This window comes from Bradyrhizobium nanningense, assembly GCF_004114535.1.
GTDB classification, from domain to species: domain Bacteria; phylum Pseudomonadota; class Alphaproteobacteria; order Rhizobiales; family Xanthobacteraceae; genus Bradyrhizobium; species Bradyrhizobium nanningense.
Window position 1 is genome coordinate 366,995 of the sequence record NZ_LBJC01000024.1, and the last position, 17,695, is coordinate 384,689.

General features: G+C 65.2%; 17 protein-coding genes. 16 read left to right on the forward strand and 1 reads right to left on the reverse strand.

All coding sequences use genetic code 11. The features are described from left to right. Positions 1-157 precede the first annotated feature (157 nt). Positions 158-1,351, forward strand: coding sequence for a serine hydrolase domain-containing protein (locus tag XH84_RS19245; RefSeq protein WP_128922710.1), 1,194 nt, complete (start codon positions 158-160; stop codon positions 1,349-1,351). A gap of 110 nt (positions 1,352-1,461) precedes the next feature. Then, on the forward strand, positions 1,462-3,156 hold the full coding sequence (locus tag XH84_RS19250) for an AMP-binding protein (protein WP_128923007.1): 1,695 nt from the start codon (positions 1,462-1,464) through the stop codon (positions 3,154-3,156). A 125-nt stretch (positions 3,157-3,281) separates the two neighbouring features. Here the strand turns inward: XH84_RS19250 and XH84_RS19255 are convergent, their stop codons facing one another. After that, a complete protein-coding gene (locus tag XH84_RS19255; RefSeq protein WP_128922709.1) occupies positions 3,282-4,283 on the reverse strand; it encodes an adenosine kinase in 1,002 nt (333 codons plus the stop codon). Positions 4,284-4,407: 124 nt separating this feature from the next. Here XH84_RS19255 and murJ point away from each other — a divergent pair, with 124 nt between their 5' ends. From murJ to XH84_RS19330, 14 genes are all read left to right on the forward strand, one after another. Continuing rightward, complete coding sequence (gene murJ / locus XH84_RS19260; protein ID WP_128922708.1) at positions 4,408-5,940, forward strand: murein biosynthesis integral membrane protein MurJ; 1,533 nt, start codon at positions 4,408-4,410, stop codon at positions 5,938-5,940. Between the two features lie 81 nt (positions 5,941-6,021). Next, entirely contained in the window at positions 6,022-7,074 is a 1,053-nt protein-coding gene (trpS, locus tag XH84_RS19265) for a tryptophan--tRNA ligase (protein ID WP_128922707.1), read from the forward strand. Between the two features lie 194 nt (positions 7,075-7,268). Next, the gene (locus XH84_RS19270) at positions 7,269-7,763 is read left to right on the forward strand and encodes a universal stress protein (RefSeq protein WP_164936663.1); all 495 of its coding nucleotides are present in this window, start codon (positions 7,269-7,271) and stop codon (positions 7,761-7,763) included. Positions 7,764-7,939: 176 nt separating this feature from the next. Further along, positions 7,940-8,509, forward strand: a complete 570-nt coding sequence (locus XH84_RS19275; RefSeq protein WP_128922705.1) for a NifU family protein — start codon at positions 7,940-7,942, stop codon at positions 8,507-8,509. 202 nt (positions 8,510-8,711) lie between these two features. Then, positions 8,712-9,407, forward strand: a complete 696-nt coding sequence (gene tsaB / locus XH84_RS19285; protein ID WP_128922704.1) for a tRNA (adenosine(37)-N6)-threonylcarbamoyltransferase complex dimerization subunit type 1 TsaB — start codon at positions 8,712-8,714, stop codon at positions 9,405-9,407. Next, complete coding sequence (rimI, locus tag XH84_RS19290; protein WP_128922703.1) at positions 9,404-9,889, forward strand: ribosomal protein S18-alanine N-acetyltransferase; 486 nt, start codon at positions 9,404-9,406, stop codon at positions 9,887-9,889. The genes tsaB and rimI overlap by 4 nt, the downstream gene beginning before the upstream one ends. 39 nt (positions 9,890-9,928) lie before the next feature. Then, positions 9,929-10,384 (forward strand): Fur family transcriptional regulator, encoded by a 456-nt coding sequence (locus XH84_RS19295; RefSeq protein ID WP_128922702.1) that lies wholly within the window; start codon positions 9,929-9,931, stop codon positions 10,382-10,384. Then, positions 10,385-11,065: an HAD family hydrolase gene (locus XH84_RS19300; RefSeq protein WP_128922701.1), complete on the forward strand. Its 681-nt coding sequence runs from the start codon at positions 10,385-10,387 to the stop codon at positions 11,063-11,065. Positions 11,066-11,254: 189 nt separating this feature from the next. Continuing rightward, the gene (miaB, locus tag XH84_RS19305) at positions 11,255-12,649 is read left to right on the forward strand and encodes a tRNA (N6-isopentenyl adenosine(37)-C2)-methylthiotransferase MiaB (protein WP_128922700.1); all 1,395 of its coding nucleotides are present in this window, start codon (positions 11,255-11,257) and stop codon (positions 12,647-12,649) included. A 61-nt stretch (positions 12,650-12,710) separates the two neighbouring features. Continuing rightward, the gene (locus XH84_RS19310; protein WP_128922699.1) at positions 12,711-13,706 is read left to right on the forward strand and encodes a PhoH family protein; all 996 of its coding nucleotides are present in this window, start codon (positions 12,711-12,713) and stop codon (positions 13,704-13,706) included. Positions 13,707-13,767: 61 nt separating this feature from the next. Next, entirely contained in the window at positions 13,768-14,277 is a 510-nt protein-coding gene (gene ybeY, locus XH84_RS19315; RefSeq protein ID WP_128922698.1) for an rRNA maturation RNase YbeY, read from the forward strand. A 1-nt stretch (position 14,278) separates the two neighbouring features. Beyond that, a complete protein-coding gene (locus XH84_RS19320) occupies positions 14,279-15,397 on the forward strand; it encodes a hemolysin family protein (protein ID WP_164936662.1) in 1,119 nt (372 codons plus the stop codon). Next, positions 15,394-17,007 carry an apolipoprotein N-acyltransferase gene (gene lnt, locus XH84_RS19325; RefSeq protein ID WP_128922696.1) on the forward strand — a complete coding sequence of 538 codons (1,614 nt, stop codon included), beginning with the start codon at positions 15,394-15,396 and terminating at the stop codon, positions 17,005-17,007. The genes XH84_RS19320 and lnt overlap by 4 nt, the downstream gene beginning before the upstream one ends. Positions 17,008-17,229: 222 nt before the next feature. Then, on the forward strand, positions 17,230-17,643 hold the full coding sequence (locus XH84_RS19330; protein WP_028133651.1) for a helix-turn-helix domain-containing protein: 414 nt from the start codon (positions 17,230-17,232) through the stop codon (positions 17,641-17,643). Positions 17,644-17,695 lie beyond the last annotated feature (52 nt).

Here is a 17,695-nt window from a genome sequence, read left to right on the forward strand (position 1 = left end):
GAGTGTTGCCGTTCAGCTCACCTGTCGTCCTGCGTGGGGCACGGACCGTCAAGTCACGACATCGCGACCGAAGCGGGCATCCCGACGCGCTTGCCGCGCGGAGCGTGCGGGAGGACAATCGGCTACTACCAACAATAATCAAATCCGAGGAAACGCCATGCAAAGCAAAGCCCAGATCGATGAGATTCTGCGTCAGAAGAGCGAGGCCAAGGAGATCCCCGGCGTCGTCGCGATCGCCGCGAGCGGTAACGACGTGCTGTATCAGGGCGCCTTCGGCAAGCGCGACCTGTCCAAGCCCGATCCGATGACCGCTGACAGCGTGTTCTGGATCGCCTCGATGACGAAGGCGGTGACATCGGCGGGCGCGATGCAGCTGGTCGAGCAGGGCAAGCTGTCGCTGGATGCGCCGATCGGTGAGCTGTTGCCCGACCTCGCCAATCCGCAAGTGCTTGAGGGCTTCGACGCCAAGGGCGAGGCGAAGTTGCGGCCGGCCAAGCGGCCGATCACGCTACGCCAGCTCATGACCCACACCGCCGGCTTCTGCTACAATATGTGGAACGGCGATCTCGCGGTCTATCTCGACAAGCACGGCATTCCCGCCATCACCACCTGCCAGAACGCGGCACTGAAGACGCCGATCATGACCGACCCCGGCACGCGCTGGGAATACGGCACCAACATCGATTTCGTCGGCAAGGCCATGGAGGCCGTCAGCGGCAAGCGGCTGGATGCCTATTTGCGCGACAATCTGTTCGCCCCGCTCGGCATGAGCGACACGGCGTTCAAGATCACCGACAGCATGCGCAAGCGCCTCGTCGGCATGCATGCGCGCGGCGAGGACGGCCAGCTCGCATCGATCCCGTTCGAGCTCGAGCAGGAGCCGGAATTCCACATGGGTGGTGGCGGCCTCTATTCGACCGCGGCCGACTACATCAAGTTCACCCAGATGATCCTCAACAAGGGACGCGGCAACGGCAACCAGGTGCTGAAGGCGGATACGATCGCCATGATGAGCCAGAACCAGATGGGCGATCTCAACATGACCAAGATGACGACGGCGGCGCCGATGTACACCAACGACGTCGACCTCTATCCGGAGCAAGTGAAGAAATGGGGCCTCAGCTTCATGATCAACACCGCCAAGACCGCGGAAGGGCGCAGCGCCGGCAGCCTCGCCTGGGCGGGTCTCGCCAACACCTATTACTGGATCGACCCGGCGCGTGACGTCACCGGCGTCATCCTGATGCAGCTGCTCCCGTTCGCGGATGGAAAGTGCCTCGAGGCGTTCGCGGGCTTCGAGCGCGGAGTCTATGCCGGGCTCGATGCGGGAAGCGGTCAGAAGGCGGCATGACAGGGAGCCGCTCTCTTTCCACGCGTCATGGCCGGGCTCGTCCCGGCCATGACGACCCAAAAAGATCGTGCTGATCATTCTTCGATGGGGATTTCGACTTGGCTGACAATTTGGCTGACAAAGCGGACAGTTACGTTTGCGGTATCTCGGACACGCCGCTGCTCGGCGACACCATCGGTCGCAGCCTCGACCACGCGGTGCGGCGCTGGGGCGATCGCGAGGCGCTGGTCTCGCCCAGTCACGGCGTCAGATGGACCTGGAGAGAATTCGCCGAGCGGGTCGATGCGCTCGCCGCGGGCTTTGTCGCGCTCAGGCTCGAACGCGGGGATCGGATCGGCATCTGGTCGCTGAACCGGCCGGAATGGACGCTGACCCAGTTCGCCGCCGCCAAGGCCGGCCTGATCCTGGTGACGATCAATCCCGCCTACCGCCTCAGCGAACTGGAATTCGCGCTGAAGAAGGTCGGCTGCGCGGCGATCGTCACCGCCACCGCGTTCAAGACCAGCAATTACATGGAGATGCTCAATACGCTGCTGCCGGAGCTGGCGGGCGCCACGCCCGGACAATTGCAGGCGGCGCGATTGCCGGCCTTGCGGATGGTGATCCAGATCGGCGGCCCGGCGGCCTCAGGCACGATCCCTTTCGAGAATGTCGCGCGCATGGGCGGACCCCCGCACCGCGAACAGCTTGCCGCGCTCGGCGCTGCGCTTCAGTTCGACGACCCCGTCAACATTCAATTCACCAGCGGCACCACGGGATCGCCGAAGGGTGTCACGCTGACTCACCACAACATCCTCAACAACGGCTATTTCACCGGGCGCGCGATGCGCCTGACCGAACAGGATCGCATCTGCATTCCGGTGCCGCTCTATCATTGCTTCGGCATGGTGATGGGCAATCTTGCCTCGGTCACGCTCGGCACCACCATGGTTTACCCGGGCGAGGGCTTTGATCCGCTCGCGACACTGCGCGCGGTCGAGCAGGAGAAATGCACCGCGCTGTACGGCGTGCCGACCATGTTCATCGCCGAGCTCGATCACCCCGAGTTCAAGAATTTCAATTTGAAATCACTGCGCACCGGCATCATGGCGGGCGCGCCCTGCCCGATCGAGGTGATGAAGCGCGTCAACACCGAGATGAACATGCGCGAAGTCACCATCGCCTATGGCATGACCGAGACCAGCCCGGTCAGCTTCCAGAGTGCGACCGACGATCCGCTCGAGCGGCGCGTCTCCACGGTCGGGCGCATTCACCCGCATGTCGAGGTGAAGGTCGTCGATCTCGAAGGTCGGATCGTCAAGCGCGGCGAACGCGGCGAGCTCTGCACCCGCGGCTACAGCGTCATGCTGGGCTATTGGGAGGAGAAGGAAAAGACCGCCGACGTGCTCGACGCCAATGGCTGGATGCACACCGGCGACCTCGCCACCATCGACGCCGCCGGCTATTGCAACATCGTCGGCCGCATCAAGGATCTGGTGATCCGCGGCGGCGAGAACCTCTACCCGCGCGAGATCGAGGAGTTCTTGTACCGGCACCCCAAGATCCAGGACGTGCAGATCTTCGGCGTCGCGGACACCCGCTACGGCGAGGAGCTCTGCGCCTGGATCCGCGTCAGGCCGGGCGAGACGCTGACGGCCGAGGAGGTGCGCGCCTTCTGCGACGGCCAGATCGCCCACAACAAGATCCCGCGCTACGTCGAGTTCGTCGACGAGTTTCCGATGACGGTGACGGGCAAGATCCAGAAATTCGTGATGCGCGATGCCGTGGAGCAGCGGCTGGGATTGAAGGCGGCGAAGACGGCGTGAGGGGCCGAACGCTCTCGCCACGCCGTCATTGCGAGCGCAGCGAAGCAATCCAGGCTGCCTCCTCGGAGAGATTCTGGATTGCTTCGTCGCTGCGCTCCTCGCGATGACGAGGAGAGAGACGCGCCCTACGCCGTCAGCCCGCGCTGCCCGGCCAGCTCTTTCAGCGACACCAGCGGACGGGCGCCGATGTGCTGGATCACTTCGGCGGCCGCGAGTGCACCGAGCTCGCCGCACTGCTTGTACGCAAGATTGCGCGCCAGGCCATACAGGAAGCCCGCGGCGAAGAGATCGCCGGCGCCGGTTGTGTCGACCACCTTGTCGACCGGGAATGCCGGCGCGGCGACGGCATCTTCAGACGAGACCACCATGCAGCCCTTCTCGCTGCGGGTGACCACGCCGAGATTGACGTCGTTGCGCAGCTGCTTCAGCGCGGTGTCGAAGTCGGAGGTCATGTAGAGCGAATGCAGCTCGGATTCGTTGGCAAAGACGATGTCGACGGTGCCGTTGCGCATCAGTGAACGAAACTCGTCGCGATAGCGGTCGACGCAGAACGAATCCGACAGCGTCAGCGCCACCTTGCGCTTGGAATCATGAGCGATCTTGGCCGCCTTGACGAAGGCGTCCTTGGCGTTCTTGGGGTCCCAGAGATAGCCTTCGAGATAGACGATGGCCGCGCCGGCGATCTCGGCCGGATCGATATCGGCGGGCGACAGGTCCTGCGCCGCGCCGAGATAGGTGTTCATGGTGCGCTCGCCATCATCCGTGACGAGGATGTAGGAGCAACCGGTGGCGGGACCGTCCGTCGCGGCGGGCGTGTTGAAGGCGACGCCGGAAGCGCGGATGTCGTGGACATAGAGCTTGCCGATCTGGTCGTCCTTGACCTTGCCGACATAGGCGGCACGTGCCCCCAGGCTGCCGATGCCGACGATGGTGTTGGCCGCCGAGCCACCCGAGACTTCCGTGGCCGGCCCCATGTCCTTGTAAATGGCCGCCGCCCGCGCCTCGTCGATCAGGGACATGCTGCCCTTGGTCATGCCGTGCTTGGCCAAAAAGGCCTCGTCGGTCCTGACCAGCACGTCGAACAGCGCGTTGCCGATGCCGAGAACGTCATATTTCACGTCAGCCATTCACCTTGATCCTGTTTGGCGGATTGCGAACCCTGCGAAAATCCGCTTCCTGTCAGCCTGAAATCCGGTTCGCGGCCTATCACGACCGAGCCTTCGCGGGCAAGCAACGGTATTATCAGAGAGCATGATCCGCTCCTTCCTGACCGTCTCGACGGGAACATTGGCCTCGCGGCTGCTGGGTTTTGCGCGCGATTCCATGATTGCCGCCCTGTTGGGCACGGGCGCCGTGGCGGACGCGTTTCTGGCGGCCTTCCAGCTCGTCAACGTGGTACGCCGGCTGCTCAGCGAGGGGGCGCTGAATGCGGCGCTGATTCCGGCTTGGCTGCGGGTCCGCGAGGGCGACGGCGAGAAGGCCGCCTCCGCGTTCGCAGGGCGCGTGCTCGGCACGGTCAGCGCGGCCCTGATCGCGACCTCAATCGGGATCGCGCTGGTGATGCCGTTGATCATTACGGTGATCGCGCCCGGCTTTCTCGGCAGCGCGACGCTCGATCTTGCCGTCGCGAACGCGCGGCTGATGCTGCCTTATCTCGCCTTCGCCGGCCCCGTCACGGTGCTGATGGGCCTGCTGAACGCGCAAGGACGCTTCGCCCTCACCGCCTTCTCGCCGCTGCTGTTCAACATCGCGCTGATCGCCGCGATCGCGACGCTGCTCGTCGGACATGCTGACGCGCGCCTCGCCGCCTGGCTGCTGGCGGCCACCGTCGGCATCGCCGGGCTGCTGCAACTCCTGATGCTGCTGTCGCAGCGAAGTGCGCGACTAGCGACGCCGCTGCGCGTCAGTTTCGACAAGGAGATGCGCGGTTTCTTCGCCAAGGCCATTCCCGGCATGATCGCAAGCTCCGGACCGCAATGGCTGATGGTGGCCGGTGCGATCATCGCATCCGCGACGCCGTCCGCGGTGTCCTGGCTCTATTTCGCCAACCGGCTGATCGAACTGCCGCTCGGGATCGTCGGTGTCGCCATGGGCACCGTGCTGGTGCCGGAGCTGACGCGCGCCGTCGCCAGCTCCGATCGCGAGGCGGTGGCGCATGCCGAATCGCGCGCGCTGGAGCTGGCGGCCGGGCTGGCGCTGCCCGCCACGCTCGGCCTCATCGTGCTGGCCGAGCCGATCGTGCGGCTGCTGTTCGAGCATGGCGCTTTCGGCGCCGAGGACAGCATGGCGACCGCGCATGCGCTGATGTGGCTGGCGCTGGGCCTGCCGGGCCACGTGCTAATCAAGGCACTGTCGCCGGCCTTCTATGCTCGCAGCGACACGATGACGCCGCTCACGGCCACGGCCAAGGGTTTTGCGGTCGCTGTCGTGCTTGCCGTGTTGCTCGGCCATTTTTTCGGCGCGAGCGGGATCGCGGCGGGCATCGCGGCCGGCGCCTGGAGCAGCGCGCTCTCGCTGCTCCGGAAAGGTGCGGCCGAGTTCGGCTTCTCGGTCGACGCCGCTGCCCGCAACCGGCTGCCGCGGATCGTGCTCGCCGCGGCTGCGATGGGCGCCCTGCTCTGGCTGACCACAGGCCTCGTGCCCTCGGAGGCGCACAGCCTCGTCTGCTTCATCGTGCTGGGCCTGCAAATCGGGGCCGGGATCGCGGTCTATGGCCTGCTGCTGCAAATCCTCGGCGCGGCCTCGTGGCGCGAGGCGGTTACCGCGTTGAAACGGTCCAGCTAAACCACGCGCCCAGCGAAATACTCTTGACGAGGCAGCGCCGCTGTTGGAAACGACGGCCGAATACCTATGGGAAGGCTTACCATGCCATTCGTTGAACGGGTCTTTTCGGGCGTCCAGCCGACGGGCAATCTGCACCTCGGCAACTATCTCGGCGCGATCGTCAACTTCGTGAAGATGCAGGAAACCCACAGCTGCATCTATTGCGTCGTCGACATGCACGCGATCACGCAAGGCGTCGACGTCTGGGGCGGTCCGGCCGAGCTCACGCGCAACACCCGCGAGGTCACCGCGGCGTTCATCGCAGCCGGCATCGATCCCAAGAAGCACATCGTGTTCAACCAGAGCCAGGTCTCGGGCCATGCCGAGCTCGCCTGGATCTTCAATTGCGTCGCGCGCATGGGCTGGCTCGGCCGCATGACCCAGTTCAAGGAGAAGGCCGGCAAGGACCGTGAGAACGCCTCGGTCGGGCTGTTCGACTATCCCGTGCTGATGGCCGCCGACATCCTGCTGTACCGCGCCACCCATGTTCCGGTTGGCGAGGACCAGAAGCAGCATCTCGAGCTCTCACGCGACATCGCGCAGAAGTTCAACAACGACTTCGCCGATTCCATCCGCGCGCAAGGCGCCAATGACGGTCTGTTCTTCCCGTTGCCGGAGCCGCTGATCACGGGCCCGGCAACGCGCGTGATGAGCTTGCGCGACGGTACCAAGAAGATGTCGAAGTCCGATGCGTCGGACAATTCGCGCATCAATTTGACCGACGACGCCGACACCATCGCGCAGAAGATCCGTAAGGCGAAGACCGACCCGGAACCGCTGCCGACCGAGGAGAAGGGCCTCGAAGCGCGTCCCGAAGCCGACAATCTCGTCGGCATCTTCGCCGCGCTCTCCGGCCGCTCCAAAGCGGACGTGCTGCGCGAATTCGGAGGCGGCCAGTTCTCCAGCTTCAAGAACGCGCTGGCGGAGCTGTGCGTCACCAAGCTGGCGCCGATTGCGGGCGAGATGAAGCGTCTCGTCGCCGACCCCGGCCATATCGACGCGATCCTGAACGACGGCTCCGACCGGGCCCGCGCGCTCGCCGACGAGACGATGAAGCTCTCCAAGGACATCGTCGGCTTCATCCACCGGCGCTGAAGCATGATCCGGAAAAGTGCGCAGCGGTTTTCCGAAAAGATCATGCTTAAACAACGACCTAAAGCGCGATGGCGATTCATCCTAATTGCATCGCGCTTTGCAGACGGCCGGCGCCTGAGCGCCGACCCGCATCTCCTCTCCCCAAGCTTGCGGGAGTGTGGCAGCATGCCGTCCCTGCACATTCCGGGACATGCATGACCAGCAAGCGACTTTGCTACGAGCCGGGTCACAAGCCCAAATGCCTCGTCATCGTCGATGACACCGCCGAATGGGATCGCGCGGTCTATTATGCCAGCCGCTGGGCGATCCGCGCCGGTGGCGGCGTGGTGATGCTGCGTATCATCGAGCCCGAGCAGCAGAGCCAGGAATGGCTGGGGGTCGCCGACATCATGCGCGCCGAGGCGCAGGAAGCGGCGGAGGCCGCGCTCGACCGCGCCGCGGGCCGTGCCAACGGCATCGCCGCGATCACCCCGGAGCGGGTGATCCGCGAGGGCGCGCCGATGGAACAATTGCTCGCCGTGATCGACGAGGACCCCGACATCGCAATGCTGGTGCTCGCCGCCAATCCCGGCGCGGAGGGGCCAGGGCCGCTGGTCGCACTGCTCGCGCACGCGGTGGGGACGTTCCCGATTCCCGTGACCATCATTTCCGGCGCGCTCAGCGACCAAAGCGTGGATTCGCTGTCGTAGCGGCGGTGCCTCTTACCCTCCCCCCTTGCGGCCCTCCAGGAGAGGGTAAAGCGGAGCCAACCCTCTGAATTCGTGGACTAATATCGTACCTTCCCCTTGATCGTGCGTTCGCCGTCGCCATCTGCTAGGGAATGGAGCACGCGCCGGCCTTGAACCGGCGACGTCTGGAGAAAACCATGTTCATTCAAACCGAAGCCACCCCCAATCCCGCCACGCTGAAGTTCATTCCCGGCCGCGTCGTGGTCGACGGCAGCCCGATGGAATTTTCGAGCCGCGAAGCCGCAGGCCGCTCGCCGCTGGCCGAAAAGCTGTTCGAGGTGCCCGGCGTCACCGGCGTGTTCTATGGATCGGATTTCATCACCGTGACCAAGGCGAGCGGCGAATGGCAGCAGCTCAAGCCCGCGATCCTCGGTGCCATCATGGAGCACTACATGTCCGGCGCGCCGCTGCTCGCGGACGGCGCGGCTGCCGATGATGCTGATCTGGACGACGAGGACGAGTTCTTCGACGAGGCCGACGCCGAGACGGTCGACATGATCAAGGATCTGATCGAGACCCGCGTGCGGCCGGCGGTCGCCAACGACGGCGGCGACATCACATTCCGCGGGTTCAAGGACGGTATCGTCTATCTCAACATGAAGGGCGCCTGCTCCGGCTGCCCGTCATCGACCGCGACGCTCCAGCACGGCATCCAGAACCTGCTCAAGCATTTCGTGCCCGACGTGGTCGAAGTCCGGCCGATGTAGGCGAGCTGCCGTAGGGTGGGCAAAGCGAAGCGTGCCCACCTGCTCTCTCGGCGACAAAAGTGGTGGGCACGGCGCAAGAGCGCCTTTGCCCACCCTACGAAATGCAGCGCTCTCAGAGGCAACAAATAGCGAATGACGAATGGCGGATAGGCGTGTGGTCCGCTAAACTATTCGCCATTCGCCACTCGCCATTCGCTTTTTCATGCTGATCCTCGCCATCGATACCGCGCTCGACGCCTGCTCCGTCGCCGTGCTCGACACCGAAACGGCCGAGCTCCTTGCGCAGGAGCAGCTTCTGATGAAGCGCGGCCACGCCGAGGCCTTGATGCCGATGATCGCGCGCGTCATGCAAGCGGCCGATCTCGCCTTCACCTCGCTCGACCGCATCGCGGTCACCGTGGGCCCCGGAAGTTTCACCGGCCTGCGTGTCGGCATTTCGGCGGCGCGCGGCCTTGCGCTCGCGGCCGAGCGGCCGGCGATCGGCCTCACCACCTTGTCGGCCTATGCCGCCACAATCGTCGGCCAGAGCAAATCGGCGCCCGTGATCTCCGCGATCGACGCGCGGCACGACCACGTTTATTTCCAGATCGTCGCCGGCGACGGCAGCCAATTGGTGCGGCCGCGCGTCGCTTCCATCGACGAGGCGATCGCCGCCTCGCAGTTCGGCGCGCCGCATCTGGTCGGCAATGCGGCAAACATCCTCGCCGAGCGCTGGCCGAAAGATGGCGAGCAGCCGGTCGCCGTCGACGCGCAAGCAGCGCCCGATATCGGCTGGGTCGCATGGCTCGGCGCTGCGGCCGATCCCGAGACAAATCCGGCGCGGCCGTTCTACCTGAAGGCACCCGACGCCAAGCCCGCCGCAGCTCCGCCGCTCGCAGCACAAGCCGCAACCTCATGATGAGATGGCTGTCGGAATGGTGGCGCGGCGGCACCGCCGCCGTCGAGCCAGCCTCCGCGCGCGACGCCGCGCGCCTGGCGCAGCTGCACGGCACCTCCTTCGCACATGGCTGGGGCGAAGGCGAATTCGAGACTATGCTCAGTGAGCGCAACACGCTGGTGCACCGCTTGCGCCTGGGACGCAGGATCATCGGCTTCGCGGTGTCCCGGATCGGTGCGGACGAAGCGGAAATCCTCTCGATCGCGGTGGACGAGGCCTATCGCGGCCGTGGCCTCTCCCGCACGCTGCTGATGACCCATCTCGGCCACCTCGCGGGGCGCGGCGTCCGCACAATATTTCTCGAGGTCGAGGAAAACAACCAGCCGGCGCGGCGGCTCTACGCCGGGTGCGGATTCATGGTGGTCGGGCGCCGCGAACGCTATTATAAGCAGCCGAACGGGGAACAATTGAACGCCCTTCTGATGCGACGTGACTTGTCGTAACATTGGTGGCAGAAAGCGCCCCCGCCAGGCAGACAAACAATGACCGCACTGAAACCTTCTTCCGCATCCAAGGCGTCCGGCATCGAGGCGCGCTGTGCCGCCACTGGCATGCGCATGACCGAGCAGCGCCGTGTCATCGCCCGCGTGCTTGCGGAGGCGATCGATCACCCCGATGTCGAGGAACTGTACCGGCGCTGCGTCGCCGTCGACGACAAGATCTCGATCTCGACTGTCTATCGCACCGTCAAGCTGTTCGAGGACGCCGGCATCATCGAGCGCCATGATTTCCGCGAGGGTCGTGCACGCTACGAGCAGATGCGCGACAGCCATCACGACCACCTCATCAATCTGCGCGACGGCAAGGTGATCGAGTTCACCTCCGAGGAGATCGAGAAGCTGCAGGCGGAGATCGCCCGCAAGCTCGGCTACAAGCTGGTCGACCACCGGCTTGAACTCTATTGCGTCCCGCTCGACGACGACAAGCCCACCAACTAAGTGCCGGTCGATCTCATCATCTTCGATTGCGACGGCGTGCTCGTGGACAGCGAGGTGATCTCCTGCCGCGCCCATGCCGATGTGCTGACGCGGCACGGCTATCCGATCACCTCGGAGCAGGTGTTCGCGCGCTTCCTCGGCCGCTCGACGCGGCAGGCCAATCTCGAAATCGAATCCGAACTCGGCCGAAAACTGCCTGAAGCCTATCACGGCGATCTGCAGGACGAGCTGTTCCGCTCGTTCGAGGCCGACCTCGAAGCGATCCGCGGCATCCATGAGGTGCTCGACGTGGTGCCTCAACGCGTCTGCGTCGCCTCGAGCGGCTCGCATCAGCGGATGCAGGTGAGCCTCGGGAGCACCGGCCTCTACGAGCGCCTCGCGCCAAATATCTTCTCAGCCTCACAGGTGACGAACGGCAAGCCGGCGCCGGACCTGTTCCTGTTCGCGGCAAACGAAATGGGCGTGCCACCCCAGCGCTGCGTCGTGATCGAGGACAGCTTGGCCGGGATTGCCGGCGCGCGGGCCGCCGGCATGACCGTGTTCGGCTTTTACGGGGGCAGCCATTGCCGCGACGGCTATGCCGAAACGCTGCGCGAGGCCGGCGCCGACCTGGTCTTTGCCGACATGCATCGATTGCCGGAGCTGGTCCGGCGGGTCGGGGCGGACGCCCTGGCGGGCTGATCTTCGCCCCTCGCAGTCATTCCGGGGCACGCGCGGCGCGCGTGAACCCGAAATCAGAGGTTTTTGGCTCGAGATTCCCGGTTCGCCGCTTTGCTGCTCCCCGGAATGACCGTTTTGGGGCTACTCGCTGGATTTTCGCCTCTCCAGCCTCTATTTGATGGCCGTCCTCCACCGCCATTTTCGGGTTCCATGACGCCGCCGCGCAAGCTGCACATCAAATCATATGGCTGCCAGATGAACGTCTACGATGCCCAGCGCATGGTGGACACGCTGGCTCCAGAGGGATTCGTGGAGACGGCCAGCGCCGAGGACGCCGACCTCGTCATCCTCAACACCTGCCATATTCGCGAGAAGGCTTCCGAGAAGGTCTATTCCGAGCTCGGCCGCCTGCGCGTCGCCAAGGACGAGGCCGCGCGCGGGGGCCGCGCGATGCAGATCGCGGTCGCCGGCTGCGTGGCGCAGGCCGAGGGTGAGGAGATCGTGCGCCGCGCGCCTGTCGTGGACGTCGTGGTGGGGCCGCAGAGCTATCATCATCTGCCGAAGCTCTTGAAGCGCGCCGGGAACGAAGGCCGCGCGATCGAGACCGAATTTCCGGCGGCCGACAAGTTCGGCTTCCTCGCCCAGCCCAAGCCTGACGCCATCCGCGCGCGCGGCATTTCCGCTTTCGTCACCGTGCAGGAAGGTTGCGACAAGTTCTGCACCTTCTGCGTCGTGCCGTACACGCGGGGCTCGGAAGTCTCGCGCCCTGTCGCGAAGATCGTCGACGACGTGAAGCGGCTCGCCGACAACGGCGTGCGCGAGCTCACGCTGATCGGGCAGAACGTCAACGCCTATCACGGCGAGGGGCCGGACGGGAAAACCTGGCCGCTCGGCCGATTGCTCGAACATCTGGCGACGATTCCCGGCATCGCGCGGCTGCGCTATTCGACCAGCCATCCCCGCGACGTCGACGACAGCCTGATCGCAGCCCATCGCGATCTCGGTGCCCTGATGCCGTTCGTGCACCTGCCGGTGCAGTCGGGCTCGGACCGGATTCTGGCGGCGATGAACCGGAAACATACCGCTGATGATTACCGCCGGGTCATCGACCGTTTCCGCACCGCACGCCAAGACATTGCTTTTTCATCAGATTTTATTGTCGGTTTCCCCGGCGAGAGCGAGCAAGATTTTCTCGCCACCCTCGCGCTTGTCACGCAAATCGGCTACGCTGCGGCTTATTCGTTCAAATATTCCGCCCGGCCGGGAACGCCGGCCGCGGACATGCAGGAGACGGTGTCCCCCGCCGAGATGGACCAGCGATTGGAGCGGCTCCAGGAACTGATCGACAGCCAGCAATCGGCCTTCAACAAGGCGGCGATTGGCTCAACGGTCGACGTGCTGTTCGAACGACCGGCGCGCAAGGACGGCCAGATCGTCGGCCGCACCGCCTTCCTCCAGCCCGCCCATGTGATGGCCTCGCCCGACATCATCGGACAGATCCTGCCTGTGCGGATCGACAGCCTCGAGCGCTACAGTTTTCTCGGCGAGCTCGCCACACCGCGCGACGGGCGCGAGCCCGCTTTATCGCAAGCCATTGGAGCCTGAACCCTTGCCAAAAAGCGCATCGGATTCGTCTTCGTTCGCTCCCCGCAAATTTGACCGCGACATGCAAGTTCCGCCCGAGACCCAGGTCGTCATCGACTTCGACGACAATCGCGCCGCTTCGGCACTGGTCGGCCCCTACGGCCAGCATTTGGCGCAGGTCGAGCGGCGGCTTGGCGTCGTCGTCGATTCCAAGGGCAACCACATCACGATCGGCGGCACGCGCGACGGCTGCGACGCCGCGCGCCGCGTGCTGGAGATGCTCTACGCGCAAGCCGTGAAGGGACAGGATCTCGACCAGGGCGAGGTCGAAGGCGCGATCCGCGCCGTGATCGCCCAGGGCTCGCTGTTCGAGTTCGACGCCAAATCCGCCAAATCGGCCTTCGACAGCATCAACTTGCGCAAGCGCCCGGTGCGCGCGCGCACCGCCGCGCAGGACTCCTACATCCGCGCGCTGAAGCGCCACGAGCTGGTATTCGGCATCGGCCCGGCCGGCACCGGCAAGACCTGGCTCGCAGTTGCTCATGCCGCGCAGCTGTTCGAGCGCAAGGAGGTCGACAAGATCATCCTGTCGCGCCCGGCGGTGGAGGCCGGCGAGCGGCTCGGCTTCCTGCCCGGCGATCTCCGCGAGAAGGTCGATCCTTATCTTCGCCCGATCTACGACGCGCTCTACGACCTCATGGATGCGCGCATCGTCGAGCGCGCGCTGCAGACCGGCGAGATCGAGATCGCGCCGCTCGCCTTCATGCGCGGTCGGACGCTCACCAACGCCGCCATCATCCTGGACGAGGCGCAGAACACCACCTCGATGCAGATGAAGATGTTCCTGACCCGTCTCGGCGAGAACAGCCGCATGATCATCACAGGCGATCCCTCACAGATCGACCTGCCGAACGGCCAGACCTCGGGCCTCGCCGAAGCGACCCGCCTGTTGAACGGCGTCGAGGGCATTGCCCAAGTTCATTTCAAAGCCGAGGACGTGATCCGCCACGAACTCGTGGCGCGAATCGTCGCCGCCTACGAAGGTTCGCCGCAGCGGCCGGCCACCGGCCAATCCTGACGAGGCAACAGCTGGACCCCGGAGGGCGCGGACACGGCGCCTTTTCGTCCCAGACAACACAATGTCCCATCCCAACCTTCCCATGACCGAAGTCCTCGTCGTCGCCGATTGCTGGCAGCGCGAACCCGATTCCGAAGCCGTGATCCAGCGCGCGGTCGCGGCCGCCGCCGAAAGCGTCGACGAAGACGTTGCCGACGCGGAAGTGGCTGTCATGCTGACCGATGACGCCGGCATCCGCACCCTCAACAGCAACTGGCGGGGCATCGACAAGCCTACCAACGTGCTATCGTTTCCCGCGCTCCAGCCGGAAGGCGAGTGGAAGCCGGGCGATGCGCCGCGCATGCTCGGCGACATCGCGATCGCCTACGAGACCATGCGGCGCGAGGCGGACGAGGAACAAAAGCCGTTCGACCACCATTTGAGCCATCTCGCCGTGCATGGCTTCCTGCACCTGGTCGGCTACGACCACGAGAACGACGGCGACGCCGAGGAGATGGAAGCGCTGGAGACCCAGATCCTGGCTCACCTTGGAATCCCCGATCCCTATGCAGACCGCGCGGGGACGCACTGAGATGCCCGATTCCGACCCGATCCACGACAACCCGCGCAACACGGCCAATCTTCCGGCCGTGGTGACGCCAGGCGAGGTGATGCGCCCGACCGCCGACGGCTGGCTGTTGCGCGCCATCCGCACGCTGTTCGGCTGGAAGGCGGGATCGGTGCGCGACGACCTCCAGGTCGTGCTCGATGCGACGACGCCTGGCGATTCCGGCTTCTCGGCGGTCGAGCGCACCATGCTGCGCAACATCCTCGGCCTGCACGAGCGCCGCATCGCCGACGTCATGGTGCATCGCGCCGACGTCGTCGCGGTGAAGCGCGATATCCCGCTCGGCGAGTTGATGGACCGCTTCGAGAGCGCCGGCCATTCGCGCCTCGTGGTCTACAACGAGACGCTCGACGATCCCGTCGGCATCGTCCACATCCGCGACCTGCTCGCCTTCATGACCGCGCGCGCCCGCGCGTCGGAAACCACCAAGACCAAGCGCAAGAAGCCGCTGCCGGCCGGGCTCGACCTGCGCGCCGTCGATCTCGCGCTGCCGCTCGAGGAAGCGCGCATCATCCGCAAGCTGCTCTACGTGCCGCCGTCGATGCGCGCGATCGACCTGCTCGCGCAGATGCAGGCCACGCGCATTCACCTCGCGCTGGTGGTCGACGAATATGGCGGTAGCGACGGGCTGGTTTCGCTCGAGGACATCGTCGAGCAGATCGTCGGCGAGATCGATGACGAGCACGACAGCGACGAGCCGCCCTCGATCGTGCGCCTGCCCGACAACGCCTTCATCGCCGACGCGCGCGCCAGCCTCGACGACGTCCGCTCGGTGATCGGAGAGGATTTCGTCACCGGCGAAGCCGGCGAGGAGGTGGAGACGCTGGGCGGTTATCTCGTCAGCTTCGTCGGGCGCCTGCCGGTGCGCGGCGAGGTGATCTCGGGCCCCGGCACTTACGAGGTCGAAGTGCTCGATGCCGATCCGCGCCGCGTCAAGCGGCTGCGCATCTCGACGCGGAAGGAGCGTCCCGCGCCGCGGACCCAGCGCGAGAGAAGCCGCCGCGAGGCCGCGCCGGATGGCAGCCAGCCGCAGGCCGGCGACACGCCCAGCCCGCCGCCGAGCGACGGGACCGGCCAACAGTGAGTCCGTTCCAGCGACTTCGGCAGATCGCGCTTGCCATCATCCTCGCCTGGGGATGGAAGCGCGCCGTGATCGCCATGGCGTGCGGAGCGCTGTCGGTGCTGGCACTGGCGCCATTCAATTTTTTTCCAGTGCTGTTCATCACCTTTCCAGTGCTGGTCTGGCTGATCGACGGCACCGGCGCCGGACGATATGGCGGCGTCCCCGCCGCGGCGTTGACCGGCTACTGGTTCGGGCTCGGCTATTTCGTGCCGGGACTCTACTGGATCGGCTACGCCTTCTTCGTCGATGCCGATGTGTTCGCCTGGCTGACGCCGTTCGCCGTCCTCGGCCTGCCGGCCTATCTGTCCATCTTCACGGCCATCGGCTTTGCGCTGGCGCGCCTGCTCTGGACCAAGAACGCCACGCGCGTGCTTGCGCTCGCGGCAAGCCTCACCGTCAGCGAATGGGTGCGCGGCCACGCGCTGACCGGCTTCCCCTGGAACGCGTTCGGCTATGCGCTGTCCGAGCCGCTGCCGCTGGCGCAGACGGCGTCGCTGATCGGCCTGTGGGGCATGACGTTCCTGACGGTTGCGATCTTCGCGAGCCCCGCGACGCTGATCGACCGCACGCCCGATCGCCGCCTGCCCTGGCGCGCGCCGGCGGCGGCCATCGGGCTCCTGATTGTCATGAGCGTCTTCGGCGCGATCCGCCTGTCGCTGCATCCGACCACGATGGTCGCAGGCGCCAAGCTGCGCCTGATGCAGCCAAACCTTCAGCAGGACGCGAAATTCAACTACTCGGCCAAGCCGGAGGTGATGAAGAAATACCTGGCGTTGTCGGACCGCGCCTCGGGCCCGCGATCGACCGGCGTGCGCGATGCCACCATCCTGATCTGGCCGGAATCCGCCTTTCCGTTCTTCCTGACCCGCGAAGCCGACGCGATGGCGCAAATCGCCGAGCTTCTGCCGAAAGGCACCGTGCTGATCACGGGTTCGGTCCGCGCGCCTGACCTACCGCGGGGCACGCCGATCACCCGCGCCTACAATTCGATCTACGTGATCGACCACGACGGCAGCATACTGGCCGTGTACGACAAGTTGCATCTGGTGCCGTTCGGCGAATTTCTGCCGTACCAGACGTTGATGGAGACGCTCGGATTCGAGCAATTGACGCGTGTGCGCGGCGGCTTCATTCCCGGCACGGTACGGCATGCGCTGCCAGTACCCGGCGCACCGGCCGCGCTACCGCTGATCTGTTACGAAGCCATCTTTCCCGGTGAAGTGGCCGGTCGCAACGAGCGTCCGGGCTGGATCGTGAACCTCACCAATGACGGTTGGTTCGGCATCTCGACCGGCCCCTATCAGCATCTGGAGCAGGCGCGGATGCGCGCGATCGAACTCGGATTGCCGCTGGTCCGCTCCGCCAATACCGGGATCTCCGCGGTGATCGATCCGGTGGGCCGCACCGTCGCAAGCCTCGGTCTTGGAATCGAAGGCATATTGGACGCAAACCTGCCCGCCGCGATCCCGCCCACCGTCTATGCGCGGGTGGGCGATGCGCCCGCAGCCATGCTCGTCGCGCTGGCCGTGATTCTGGCGGTCCGCCGACGCGTCACCAAGCGGAAGAGCTGATCGCGCCGTCGCCGCGGAGGTAGCCGGAAACTTTTGACAACCGCAGTCCCACGGTTGACAGACTGCACACAGGCTCCCCATTCTGCACCGGCTGCAAAAGACAGTGGTGCATTGCTAAATTTCTCCGCAATGTTTCCCAATAACAGGGTTTGATTTGACGTTGCTTGCACCTGAGGCACTCCGGTTGATTGCGCTGAAGGTGGTGTTTGGAGGGGTGAGGAAATGTCGAAAGCGCCCAACCCTGTTGACAAATATGTCGGCAGTCGCGTGCGTATGCGCCGCATCATGTTGGGCATGAGTCAGGAAAAGCTCGGTGACGCTTTGGGCCTGACTTTCCAGCAGATCCAGAAATACGAGAAGGGCACCAACCGGGTCGGCGCGAGCCGCATCCAGCAGATCGCCGAAATTCTGCAGGTGCCGGTGTCGTTTCTGTTCGAGGGCGGTCCGAGCGGCGTGCCGGGGCCGGATGGCTTCAGCGAAGGCGCCTCGCCGTCTTACGTATCGGATTTTCTCGCGACCTCCGAAGGCCTGGCCTTGACCAAGGCGTTCACGCGAATCACCGATTCGAAGATGCGTCGCTCGATCGTCGATCTCGTCGAGCAGATTGCGGCTCGCGAAGGTCCCGACAAGCGCTGACGCGCCGTCTCGATGGCGATTTGAGACCGCGTCAAATCTGGCCTATGTCGTC